The sequence below is a fragment of the Rhizobium sophoriradicis genome (assembly GCF_025200795.1).
GTDB classification, from domain to species: Bacteria; Pseudomonadota; Alphaproteobacteria; order Rhizobiales; family Rhizobiaceae; genus Rhizobium; species Rhizobium sophoriradicis.
The window spans coordinates 1,982,569-1,994,202 of record NZ_CP104152.1 but is presented as its reverse complement, the minus strand read 5'-3'; the positions used below and the strand labels follow the sequence as shown (position 1 = coordinate 1,994,202).

General features: G+C 61.0%; 10 protein-coding genes. 7 read left to right on the top strand and 3 right to left on the bottom strand.

The genetic code is table 11. From position 1 onward, the window contains the following. Positions 1 to 1,662, bottom strand: a complete 1,662-nt coding sequence (locus N2597_RS10045) for an alpha-amylase family protein (protein WP_106796169.1) — start codon at positions 1,660 to 1,662, stop codon at positions 1 to 3. Between the two features lie 550 nt (positions 1,663 to 2,212). Continuing rightward, positions 2,213 to 3,469: a tyrosine--tRNA ligase gene (gene tyrS / locus N2597_RS10035; RefSeq protein ID WP_077989209.1), complete on the bottom strand. Its 1,257-nt coding sequence runs from the start codon at positions 3,467 to 3,469 to the stop codon at positions 2,213 to 2,215. A 132-nt stretch (positions 3,470 to 3,601) separates the two neighbouring features. On the opposite strand from tyrS, the gene N2597_RS10030 reads away from it, so the two are divergent. Both N2597_RS10030 and N2597_RS10025 read left to right on the top strand, forming a co-directional pair. After that, positions 3,602 to 4,720: an anhydro-N-acetylmuramic acid kinase gene (locus tag N2597_RS10030; RefSeq protein WP_077989208.1), complete on the top strand. Its 1,119-nt coding sequence runs from the start codon at positions 3,602 to 3,604 to the stop codon at positions 4,718 to 4,720. Next, complete coding sequence (locus N2597_RS10025) at positions 4,717 to 5,253, top strand: GNAT family N-acetyltransferase (RefSeq protein WP_009996481.1); 537 nt, start codon at positions 4,717 to 4,719, stop codon at positions 5,251 to 5,253. The genes N2597_RS10030 and N2597_RS10025 overlap by 4 nt, the downstream gene beginning before the upstream one ends. 87 nt (positions 5,254 to 5,340) lie before the next feature. Here N2597_RS10025 and N2597_RS10020 read toward each other — a convergent pair whose 3' ends face one another. After that, positions 5,341 to 6,018, bottom strand: a complete 678-nt coding sequence (locus N2597_RS10020) for an alpha/beta hydrolase (protein ID WP_009996479.1) — start codon at positions 6,016 to 6,018, stop codon at positions 5,341 to 5,343. 217 nt (positions 6,019 to 6,235) lie between these two features. On the opposite strand from N2597_RS10020, the gene N2597_RS10015 reads away from it, so the two are divergent. The 5 genes from N2597_RS10015 (at position 6,236) to sufD (ending at position 11,623) form a co-directional block, all read left to right on the top strand. Beyond that, complete coding sequence (locus N2597_RS10015; RefSeq protein ID WP_183597687.1) at positions 6,236 to 7,402, top strand: cysteine desulfurase family protein; 1,167 nt, start codon at positions 6,236 to 6,238, stop codon at positions 7,400 to 7,402. Between the two features lie 191 nt (positions 7,403 to 7,593). Then, the gene (gene sufB, locus N2597_RS10010) at positions 7,594 to 9,063 is read left to right on the top strand and encodes a Fe-S cluster assembly protein SufB (protein WP_097665920.1); all 1,470 of its coding nucleotides are present in this window, start codon (positions 7,594 to 7,596) and stop codon (positions 9,061 to 9,063) included. A gap of 59 nt (positions 9,064 to 9,122) precedes the next feature. After that, the gene (locus tag N2597_RS10005; RefSeq protein ID WP_010057058.1) at positions 9,123 to 9,464 is read left to right on the top strand and encodes a GIY-YIG nuclease family protein; all 342 of its coding nucleotides are present in this window, start codon (positions 9,123 to 9,125) and stop codon (positions 9,462 to 9,464) included. A gap of 104 nt (positions 9,465 to 9,568) precedes the next feature. Then, positions 9,569 to 10,324 carry a Fe-S cluster assembly ATPase SufC gene (gene sufC / locus N2597_RS10000; protein ID WP_183597689.1) on the top strand — a complete coding sequence of 252 codons (756 nt, stop codon included), beginning with the start codon at positions 9,569 to 9,571 and terminating at the stop codon, positions 10,322 to 10,324. 24 nt (positions 10,325 to 10,348) lie between these two features. Further along, complete coding sequence (sufD, locus tag N2597_RS09995; protein WP_183597691.1) at positions 10,349 to 11,623, top strand: Fe-S cluster assembly protein SufD; 1,275 nt, start codon at positions 10,349 to 10,351, stop codon at positions 11,621 to 11,623. Positions 11,624 to 11,634 lie beyond the last annotated feature (11 nt).

The following is an 11,634-nucleotide window of genomic DNA, read 5'->3' as shown; positions in this document are numbered from 1 at the left end:
CTAAATGTCCTTCCGCCTGAGGAGATAGTCGAGACCGCCGACGCGATACCAGCGATAGCCATAGGCATCGAGCATGACCTTATGGCACCCTTTGTCGTCCGCCTCGCTGCTCGCACCCTCGGCAATATCAATCAACTTTCGCCCCTGTTCACCGACATCGGGATCGAAGCTTATTTCCGACGGGTGCGGATGCAGGTTGTGCAGGATCAGCACCGAATTGCCGCGCCAGTCATACCGCAGCGCCAGTACGCCGTCGTCGCCTGTGTCGACCGCCGAGAAATCGCCCCAACCGATTTCGGGAGCCTCCTTGCGCATTCGGATCATTCGCTCGGTCCAGTTCAGGAGCGAGTTCGGGTCGCGCCGCTGGACGGCGACGTTGATATGTTCGAAGCCGTAGGGGCCGTCCTTGATGACCGGCGTAATGGGTTTTTGGCTTTTGGTGAAGCCGCCTTCCGGCTCCGTCGACCATTGCATCGGGGTGCGCGCGCAATTGCGCTCCGGCAGGCACAAATCATCGCCCATGCCGATTTCATCGCCGTAGCGGATGACTGGAGTTCCGGGCAGCGAGAATAGCAGGCTGTAGGCCATCTCGATCCTGCGCCGGTCGCCGCCAAGCATAGGCGCCAGGCGACGACGAATGCCTCTGTCATAAAGCTGCATGTCCCTCTCGGGTCCGAACGCGGCAAATACTGCGTTGCGCTGCTTATCCGTCAGACGACCGAGATCCAATTCATCGTGGTTGCGAAGAAACAGCCCCCATTGGGCAGTTGCCGGGCGCGGCTTGGTGGCCTCCATCGCCTTCTTCAGCGGGCGGGTATCGGCCGTCGCGAGTGCATAGAACAGCGTCTGGTTGACCTGGAAATTGAACATCATCTGCATGCGGTCGCCATCGTCGCCGAAATATTCGAAATTATCCTTCGGCAGGATGTTGGCCTCCGCCAGCACGATGGAGTCGCCGAGGCGCCATTGCAGGAACTCGCGAAACTTCCGCAGCATGTCGAACTGCTCGACCGGCTTGGCGACCTCGGCACCTTTCGTCGCGATGATGAAAGGGGCGGCATCCATCCGGAAGCCCGAGACGCCGAGCTGGATCCAGAAGCCCATGATCTTGAGGATCTCCGCCTGGACCTCTGGGTTGGAGGTGTTGAGATCGGGCTGGTGATCGTAGAAGCGGTGGAAATAATAGGCCTTGGCTTTTTCGTCATAGGTCCAGGTGGTCTTCTGGACGCCAGGGAAAACCATGCCCTGATCCGCATTCGCAGGCTTTTTGTCCGACCAGACGTACCATTCACGATAGCGCGAATTCGGATCGCTTCTGGCGTCCTGAAACCAGGGATGATCCTTCGAGGTGTGATTGATCACCAGATCGATCAGCACCCGGATGCCGCGCTGCTTGGCGCCGTGGGTGAATTCGACGAAATCGCCGAGCGAACCGTAGCGCCGGTCGACATTGTAATAGTCGGAGACGTCGTAACCGTCGTCACGACCGGGAGACGCCTGAAACGGCATCAGCCAGATCGCTGTCACGCCGAGGCCGGAGAGATAGTCGAGACGGCGCATCAGTCCCTGAAAATCGCCGACGCCGTCACCGTTCGCATCCATGAAGGTCTCGACGGACAGGCAGTAGATGACGGCGTTTTTGTACCAGAGGTCATTGATCATGCCGGCGCTCCAAATCCATCTGGTCGCAAATCCCGCCGGACGGAAAAGGTTCCGGAAGGGTGGTGAGGGTTCACGGCTGGTGCGCAACCGCGACCGACAAATTCGTGATCGACGCTTGAGCATTTTAGCAAGTTCTGATGTAAAATAGGGTTCGGCCGGAAATCGACGGCCGGCGGAGAATGCCATGCTGTGTGCTCGGACAATCTCTTTCGCATTTGCCGCCGTGATCGCGATCACGTCTGGCCACCAGTTTTCCTATGCCGCAGAGAAGGGAGCGCGACTGAGGCCGGCGCCCGTCCGCTCCGACCATATCCTCATGGTTCCCCTCGACGCGACGGTCACCCCGCCGGTCTTCTCAATCAGCTGGTGGTCACGCGTGCCGCCCGCTACAGACGTCAATCCGTCACCCTATTTCTTTCAAGCGGTCGAACGAACGGATGCGATATCTCGGTCCGGGGTTGAGTGATCTTCTGACTCGCCACGGCTTCAGCCAAACGAAAACGGCCGGCTCAATCGCCGGCCGTTGTCTCTGTTTTATTTAAGCCGCCGCTTACGCCGCCCGGCGGATCAGGATGTGCTTCTTCTTGCCGAGCGACAGCTTGATGACGCCGTCGGCGGTGATTTCGTCGCTGCCGATCAGGCGGCGTTCGTCGCTGACCGCCTCGTCGTTGATGCGCACCGCGCCGCCCTGGACGTGGCGGCGGGCCTCGCCGTTGGAGCCGGCAAGGCCGGCGCGGACCATCAGCGACAGCAGGCCGATGCCGCCGTCGAGTTCGATGGCCGGGATCTCGACGGAAGGCAGGTTTTCGGAGAGCCCGCCTTCCTCGAAGGTCTTGCGCGCCGTCTCCGCAGCCTGTTCGGCTGCCGGACGGCCGTGCAGGATCGCGGTGACTTCGGTTGCCAGGATCTTTTTGACTTCATTCAACTCCGACCCGCCGATTGCCGAAAGCCGTGCGATTTCATCCATCGGCAGGGTGGTGAAGAGTTTGAGGAAGCGCGGCACATCGGCGTCCTCGGTGTTGCGCCAATATTGCCAGAAGTCATAAACGGGAAGCAGGTCGGCGTTCAGCCAGACCGCGCCGGAGGCCGACTTGCCCATCTTGGCGCCGGACGAGGTGGTCAGCAGCGGCGAGGTCAGCGCATAGAGCTGCGGCGTCCCCATGCGGTGACCGAGATCGATGCCGTTGACGATATTGCCCCACTGATCCGAACCGCCCATCTGCAGACGGCAATCGTAGCGCTTGGCCAGTTCGACGAAATCATAAGCCTGGAGGATCATGTAGTTGAATTCCAGGAAAGACAGCGACTGTTCGCGGTCAAGGCGCGTCTTCACGCTGTCGAAGGACAGCATGCGGTTGACCGAGAAATGGCGGCCGACATCGCGCAGGAATTCGAGGTAGTTCAACGAGCGCAGCCATTCGGCGTTGTTGATCATCAGCGCGGCGTTTCCGGGCTTGTCGTAATCAAGATAGTTCGAGAAGCAGCTCTTGATCGAGGCGATATTCTGCTCGATCGTCTCGATCGTCATCAGCTTACGCGCTTCCTCCTTGAAGGAGGGATCGCCGACCATGCCCGTGCCGCCGCCCATCAGCGAAATCGGCCGGTGGCCCGTCGCTTGCAGCCAGTGCAGCATCATGATCTGCGTGAGATGGCCGACATGGAGGCTGGATGCGGTCGGGTCGTAGCCGATATAGGCCGTCACGGTTTCCTTGGCGAACAGGTCGTCGAGGCCGCGCTCATCAGAGATCTGATGAATGAAGCCGCGCTCTTTCAGCGTACGGAGGAAATCGGACTTGAACTCGGACATGGCTTTCGTCTCTTGGTGTCTGCGTTCGGTCCCGTGTGGCCTTGCGCAACTTCGTTGTTGTTGATCTGTCGCGGCGCGTTTAGCACTGTTTTTACAAAAGTGCATCCGTGAATCGCATGGGAGGCAAGCCTCATGGACGTGATCAGAACCGCGATCGGCCTGATGAGCGGCACGTCGATGGATGGAATCGACGTCGCGCTGGTCAAGACAGACGGCCGCGGCTTCATCGAGCGCGGGCCATTCCTGGGCGTGCCGTATGAGGCCGAATTTCGCGAGCGGCTCAAGCGGGCGCTGGACCTGGCGCGTCCGCTAACCGATAGGCGCGAGCGACCCGCGGAACTTCGTGACATCGAGCTTGAGTTGACCAAGCGGCATGCAATTGCCGTTACGGCATTCCTTGAGCGTTTCGGGCTGTCAGCCGATGCCGTCGATGTTCTCGGCTTTCATGGCCAGACCGTGCTTCACCGGCCCGACGAAGGACTGACGATTCAGATCGGCGACGGCGGCGACCTCGCCCGGCGAACCGGCATATCGGTGGTCTACGACATGCGCGCCAACGACATGCGCCATGGTGGGCAGGGCGCGCCGCTGGTGCCGGCCTATCACGCCGCACTCGCGGGAAAATTCCAGCAGGCGGGGGAAGCGGTGTGCTTCGTCAACATCGGCGGCATCTCCAATCTGACCTCGATCGGCCCTGACGGCCGCATATCGGCCTTCGACAGCGGCCCGGGCAATACGCTGATCGACCAATGGGTGGAGATGCAGACCGGCAAAACCTATGATTCCGGCGGCGAGATCGGCGGACGCGGCAAGGTGGTCGCCGCCCTGGCGCAGCGATATCTGGAGAGCCCGTTCTTCCGCGGCAATGTCCGCCGGTCGCTTGACCGCGGCGATTTCGCGCCGCTTCATCAGGGCGACGCGAGCCTCGAAGACGGCGCCCGCACACTCGCTCATGTCGCTGCCGCCTCGATCGTCAAATCCGCCGGTTTCCTGCCTGAGAAGCCGTCGATCTATATTGTCTGCGGCGGCGGGCGGCTTAACGCCACCTTGATGGCTGAGTTTTCAGTCATGGCCGAAGCGCTTGGATCGAAGGTTTTGACCGCGGAGGAGGCGGGTTTTGACGGCGACGCGATGGAGGCCGAGGCCTGGGCCTATCTCGCCGTCCGCTCGCTGGATGGATTGCCGTTGACCTTTCCCGGCACCACCGGGGTCGAGATCCCGGTCAGCGGCGGCTTGCTGGCAAGGCCATGAATGAGGATAGGGTGATCCTCCGAACGCCGCGGCTCACCTTCGTCATGTGGGACCAAGCCGATGCGCCGTTGGTACAGCGGCTGCATTCGACGATGGCGACGACGCGATATCTGCCCGGGAACGCGCCATGGAGCCTCGAGAAGGCGGAACAGCGGGTGCGGGGCTGGTTTGAGGAACAGGCGCGCGATGGCACGACCAAATACAAGCTTCTCGGGGAGGACGGCCGGTTCATTGGCCGCGCCGGCATTTCGCGGTTCAGGAGTGAGCAGTTCGAACTCGGTTATTCCCTGAGCGAGGAAGTGTGGGGCAAGGGCCTGGCAACGGAAGCGGCAAGCGCGCTGGCCGACTGGTTTTTCGATAGGAGATTTGCGCTTGGCTTCATCGCCTTCACCCATCCCGAAAATATCGCCTCGCAGCGCGTTCTCAGGAAGATCGGCATGCGCGAACGTACGCCGATCCTGATCGATGGAGGCCTCGATGCCGCTTTCGAGATGACCGCCGATATGCGGCCGGGAAGGCCCAGCGCCTCGTGATGATGGACAGGGTAAGTGATCTGTTCAGGCACAAGGGAGCCGGTGCGGCCGGACGTGCCGCATCGAGCGGACGCCGGCTCTATGAGGTCAGCGGATCCGCTTTGCGGCCGGCTCCGGCACCAGTTCGCCGTTGAGGCGGCGGTCAAGATAGTCCTCACATTCGCTCATCAGCGTCTCGACCTGACCATTGAAGAAGTGGTTGGCGTTGGGGACGGTGCGATGGGTGATGAGAATGCCCTTCTGGGTCTTCAGCTTCTCCACGAGGCCGTTGACGTCCTTTTCCGGCGCCACCTTGTCGGCCTCGCCGTTGATGATCAGGCCGGAGGAGGGGCAGGGCGCCAGGAAGGAGAAGTCGTAGGTATTGGGCTGCGGCGCGATCGACATGAAGCCCTCGATCTCCGGCCGGCGCATCAGGAGCTGCATGCCGATCCAGGAACCGAAGGAATAACCGGCGACCCAACAGGTCTTCGAATCGGGATGCAGGCTCTGCACCCAGTCGAGCGCCGAGGCGGCATCCGACAATTCGCCGGCGCCGTGGTCGAATTCGCCCTGGCTGCGGCCGATGCCCCGGAAATTGAAGCGCAACGTCGTGAACCCGCGCTTCTGGAACATGTAGAAGAGCTGGTAGACGATCTGATTGTTCATCGTGCCGCCGAACTGCGGATGCGGATGCAGGATCAGGGCGATGGGCGCGCTTTTTTCCTTGGAGGGCTGGTAGCGGCCTTCAAGACGGCCGGCTGGGCCGTTGAAAATTACTTCGGGCATTGGTACTCCGGGTTTTATTTCGCGTTCGCGCTGCGTTGGACGACAACATGACTTGACTAACGTTGTCAGCTTTTCTAAAACGCAGTTTAGAACAATTCGAAACTTGCATGGCGATCCACGCTTCGTGGAACGTGTCATAAGGCAAGCCCGGCGGAAATTTCAAGAAAAATGAACCGCGGGTGCTGAAGCAAGCTCGTCAAGCGCAGGACTGAAGATCATGGCGCCGCCACGCCTTTATCTCGACTGGAATGCCACAGCGCCGCTGCATCCGGCAGCGCGCGAGGCGATCATGCGCGCCATCGACGTGTTTGGCAATCCGAACAGCGTGCATGGTGAGGGGCGCGCCGCGCGCGCCGCCATCGAAGGCGCGCGACGCAAAGTAGCGGCACTGGCCGGCACCGATGCCGGCAATGTGGTCTTCACCAGCGGCGCGACGGAAGCCGCCAATCTGGTGCTGACGCCGGATTTCCGCATGGGGCGTACGCCGCTTCAGCTTGGCCGTCTCTATTTTTCGGCGATCGAACATCCCGCCGTGCGCGAGGGCGGGCGTTTTCCCAAGGAGAAGATGACTGAGGTTCCGGTGACGGAAGCCGGCATCGTTGATCTCGACGCGCTTGACCGCCTGCTTGCTGCCCATGACAAGGCCGCCGGCCTGCCGATGGTCGCCGTCATGCTTGTTAACAACGAGACGGGCATTGTCCAGCCGGTCGAGGCGGCGGCAAAAATCGTGCATGCCCATGGCGGACTTTTCGTGGTCGACGCCGTGCAGGCGGCCGGCCGTATCCCGCTCGATATCAACAGGATCGGTGCCGATTTCATGATCGTCTCCTCGCACAAGATCGGCGGACCGAAAGGTGCCGGCGCGCTGATTGCGCGCGGCGAGGCGCTGATGCCGCGGCCGCTGATCCAGGGTGGCGGGCAGGAGCGTGGTCACCGGTCGGGGACACAGAATTCGCTGGCGCTGATCGGTTTTGGCGCGGCGGCCGAGAGGGCCACGGGCGAGCTGGAGACGCGCAATGCGGCAATCGGCGCGTTGCGCGAGCGGCTGGAGGAAGGCATGCGACGGCACGCCGCCGACGTGATCATCCATGGCGAGAGCGGCGAGCGTGTCGCCAATACGATCTTCTTCACCTTGCCGGGGTTGAAGGCCGAGACCGGACAGATCGCTTTCGATCTCGAAGGTGTCGCGCTCTCGGCGGGCTCGGCCTGCTCGTCGGGACGGCTTGGCGAAAGCCATGTGCTGACGGCGATGGGCCGCGACGCCAAGCTCGGCGCACTGCGCATCTCGCTCGGCTTCTCGACCACGGAAGAAGACATAGACAGGGCGGTTGCCGCTTTTGCGAAGATCGCCTGCCGGCGCAGGTCGGCGGGCGAGGCGGCCTGACCGCATTATAAACTTGCGGAAACGCAAATTTCCGCTTGCCAATCGGGCTGAAAAGTCCCTTTTGGCCTCTTACATCAGGGCAAGGCATTGCCCGACCATCAGGGCAAAGGATTGCCCAACAGGAAGGGCGAGACGATTGCCCATATGCTACAAGCTGCCGGACCTTGGATCCGGCGAGATTGGAGAATGAAATGGCTGCCGTGCAGGAAACGATCGACCAGGTGCGCCTGATCGATGTGGACCAGTACAAATACGGTTTCGAGACCGTCATCGAAATGGACAAGGCGCCGAAGGGCCTGTCCGAGGATATCATCCGCTTCATTTCGGCCAAGAAGCAGGAGCCGGAATGGATGTTGGAATGGCGTCTGGAAGCCTATCGGCGCTGGCTGACGCTGGAAGAGCCGACCTGGGCTCGCGTCAATTATCCGAAGATCGATTTCAACGACATCCATTACTACGCCGCGCCGAAGAGCACGCCGGGTCCGAAGTCGCTTGACGAGGTCGATCCGGAGCTGTTGAAGGTCTATGAGAAGCTCGGCATCCCGCTGCGTGAGCAGGAGATCCTGGCCGGCGTCGAGAAGCCGAAGATCGCTGTCGACGCGGTTTTCGACAGCGTCTCGGTCGTCACCACCTTCAAGGCGGAGCTGAAGAAGGCCGGCGTGATCTTCATGTCGATTTCGGAAGCCATCCGCGAACATCCCGATCTCGTCCGGAAATATCTCGGGTCGGTCGTGCCGACCTCGGACAATTATTACGCGACGTTGAATTCGGCTGTCTTTACCGACGGCTCCTTCGTCTTCGTGCCGAAGGGCGTTCGCTGCCCGATGGAGCTTTCCACCTATTTCCGCATCAACGAGAAGGGCACCGGCCAGTTCGAGCGCACGCTGATCATCGCGGAAGAGGGCGCCTACGTCTCCTACCTCGAAGGCTGCACGGCGCCGCAGCGCGATGAAAACCAGTTGCATGCCGCCGTGGTCGAGCTCGTGGCTCTCGACGATGCCGAGATCAAATATTCCACCGTCCAGAACTGGTATCCGGGTGATAAGGAAGGCAAGGGCGGCATCTACAATTTCGTCACCAAGCGCGGCGATTGCCGCGGCGACCGCTCGAAGATCTCCTGGACGCAGGTCGAAACCGGCTCGGCGATCACCTGGAAGTACCCGTCCTGCATTCTGCGCGGCGACGACTCCAGGGGCGAATTCTATTCGATCGCCGTCTCGAACGGTCATCAGCAGATCGACAGCGGTACTAAGATGATCCATCTCGGCAAGAATACGTCGAGCCGCATCGTCTCCAAGGGCATCGCCGCCGGCGTCTCCAACAACACCTACCGCGGCCAGGTCTCGGCCCACCGCAAGGCGTCGAACGCGCGCAACTTCACGCAGTGCGATTCGCTGTTGATCGGCGACAAGTGCGGCGCCCATACCGTGCCCTACATCGAGGCGAAGAATTCGACGGCGCAGTTCGAGCACGAAGCGACGACCTCGAAGATCTCCGAGGACCAGCTGTTCTACTGCCTGCAGCGCGGTATCCCGACCGAGGCGGCGATCGCCCTGATCGTCAACGGCTTCGTCAAGGAAGTTCTGCAGGAACTGCCGATGGAATTTGCCGTCGAGGCGCAGAAGCTGATCAGCATTTCGCTTGAGGGGAGTGTCGGCTAAAACACAGCCTCCGTCATCCTCGGGCTTGTCCCGAGGATCTGCTGCGGTCAAGGACAGGGATGACTGGTTTTGTCTATATGATGTCCGACAAACCGCGGGGCGTGATCTACACCGGCGTTACGAGTGATCTGCACGGTCGCATATGGGAACACCGCAACGAAATCCATAAGGGTTTCACGCAGAAATACAGAGCAAAGAATCTCGTTTGGTTCGAGAACCATCCGAACATCGTGTTGGCGATCCAGCGAGAGAAATCTCTGAAGCGCTATATGCGAGAGTGGAAAATCAAGCTCATAGAGGAGCTCAATCCGACCTGGATAGACCTTTATGAGCGGATTGATGAAATTGAGAATGTCTATCGACCGCATCCGAATACGCGGGAGTGGAGCGATTACAATTGAGGGCTTAGATCCTCGGGACAAGCCCGAGGATGACGGATCGAGACCAGCGCGAGCGGTCAATTGGGCGGATCCTTGAAATCCGCCGGATAACAGGAAAGACAAAGATGCTTGAAATCAGAAACCTTCATGCCCGCATCGCCGAAGACGGCACCGAGATTATCCGTGGTCTGAATCTGACGGTGAAGGCCGGGGAAGTGGCCGCTATCATGGGGCCGAACGGCTCCGGCAAGTCGACGCTCTCCTATGTGCTGTCCGGCCGCGAAGATTATGAAGTGACCGAAGGCGACATCTTCTATAATGGCGAGAGCATCCTCGAGCTCGACCCTGCCGAGCGCGCCGCAAAGGGCATTTTCCTCGCCTTCCAGTATCCGGTCGAAATCCCCGGTGTCGCCACCATGCAGTTCCTCAAGGTCGCGATGAACGAGCAGCGCAAGGCGCGCGGCGAGGACGAGCTGACGACGCCGGACTTCATGCGCCGCGTCAAGGATGCTGCCGGCAAGCTGCAGATCAACACCGAGATGCTGAAGCGTCCGCTGAACGTCGGCTTCTCCGGCGGCGAGAAGAAGCGCGCCGAGATCCTGCAGATGGCGCTGCTGGAACCGAAGCTCTGCGTGCTCGACGAAACTGATTCCGGCCTCGATATCGACGCGCTGAAGATCGTCGCCGACGGCGTCAACGCGTTGCGTTCGCCCGATCGCGCCGTCGTTGTCATCACTCACTATCAGCGCCTGCTCGACTATATCGTTCCGGATACCGTCCACGTGCTCTACAAGGGCCAGGTGATCAAGTCGGGCGACAAGACGCTGGCGCATGAGCTCGAAGCCAACGGCTACGCCGATATCATCGGCACGGCGGCCTGAGTTCGGGTGGAAAGGACAACCTCCATGAACATGCAGACGACGAGCCGCCTGACCGCGGCCGAAACGGCGCTGATCGAGGCCTTCAATCAGCAGATCGGCGACCTGCCGGGCAACGGCGCGGTGACGGCGCTGCGCGACCGGCTTCTCGATGACCTGAAGAAGGCCGGCCTGCCGACGCGCCGCATCGAAGCCTGGCATTACACTGATTTCAAAAGCCTGCTGCGCGCCTTGCCGCCGCAGGCAGGCGATGCCGGCTCCGACCCGCTCGAGCCGCTCGTCGCGGGATCCAGGGTGCTGGCGGTGATCCAGGGCCATGCCAATCAGAAGGTGGCCGCAGAGGCTCTTGGCGTGTCCGCCTATAGCGAAAGTCTGCGCGACGGTTCGGCCGCGGTCCGGCTCGATGCGCTCGGCAGCGACGATGCGGTCGGCCGCATCAATGGCAGCTTCGTACGCGACGGCTATGTGGTCGATGTGCCTGCTAATACCGAGCTTGAAAATCCGCTCGAGATCCAGTTCATCCATGCTGGCGGGCAGACGCATACGCGCCTTCCGGTTTCCTTCGGCGCCGGCGTCAAGGCAACCGTTATCGAGCGTCACCGTGCGGTGACGGGCGATGCTGCCTTCGTGTCCCATATCAGTGACATCACCATCGACAAAGGCACGGAGCTGACCTGGATCATCCTGCAGCAGCAGGGGGCCGACGATACGCATCTCGGCCAGATCCGCGTCGATCTCGGCGCTGACGCCAAGCTTCGCCTGTTCGTCATCAATGCCGGTGGCAAATTGGTGCGTCAGGAACTGCACATCAAGGTGACGGGCGAGGGCGCCGACCTTACCCTGCGCGGCATCAACCTGCTTGGAGCCGACAGCCATACCGACGTGACGATGGTGCTCGGTCACGACGTGCCGCATACCGGCTCGACCGAGGTGATCCGCAATGTCGTCTTCGACCGCGCCAAGGGCGTCTTCCAGGGCATGATCCGGGTGGCGCCCAATGCACAGAAGACCGACGCCAAAATGGCCTGCAACACGCTGCTGATGTCCGACGATGCCGAGTTCTCGGTCAAGCCCGAGCTCGAGATCTTCGCCGACGACGTCCAATGCGGCCACGGCGCGACGGTGACCGATATCGACGCCAATCATCTCTATTACATGATGGCGCGCGGCATTCCGGAGAACAAGGCGCGGGCAATGCTCGTCAACGCCTTCGTCGCCGAGATCGTCGAGGAATTGGAAGACGAAGCCCTGGTCGAGGCGCTGGAAGGCGTGATTTCGGCCTGGCTCGAAAAGCACGCCTGATCGGATATAAC

Coding starts and splice junctions, on each gene's coding strand:
- tyrS (WP_077989209.1), bottom strand. CDS start 3,469: ATGTCCGAGTTCAAGTCCGATTTCCTCCGTACGCTGAAAGAGCGCGGC.
- N2597_RS10025 (WP_009996481.1), top strand. CDS start 4,717: ATGAATGAGGATAGGGTGATCCTCCGAACGCCGCGGCTCACCTTCGTC.
- N2597_RS10045 (WP_106796169.1), bottom strand. CDS start 1,662: ATGATCAATGACCTCTGGTACAAAAACGCCGTCATCTACTGCCTGTCC.
- sufB (WP_097665920.1), top strand. CDS start 7,594: ATGGCTGCCGTGCAGGAAACGATCGACCAGGTGCGCCTGATCGATGTG.
- N2597_RS10020 (WP_009996479.1), bottom strand. CDS start 6,018: ATGCCCGAAGTAATTTTCAACGGCCCAGCCGGCCGTCTTGAAGGCCGC.
- N2597_RS10015 (WP_183597687.1), top strand. CDS start 6,236: ATGGCGCCGCCACGCCTTTATCTCGACTGGAATGCCACAGCGCCGCTG.
- N2597_RS10030 (WP_077989208.1), top strand. CDS start 3,602: ATGGACGTGATCAGAACCGCGATCGGCCTGATGAGCGGCACGTCGATG.
- sufC (WP_183597689.1), top strand. CDS start 9,569: ATGCTTGAAATCAGAAACCTTCATGCCCGCATCGCCGAAGACGGCACC.
- N2597_RS10005 (WP_010057058.1), top strand. CDS start 9,123: ATGACTGGTTTTGTCTATATGATGTCCGACAAACCGCGGGGCGTGATC.
- sufD (WP_183597691.1), top strand. CDS start 10,349: ATGAACATGCAGACGACGAGCCGCCTGACCGCGGCCGAAACGGCGCTG.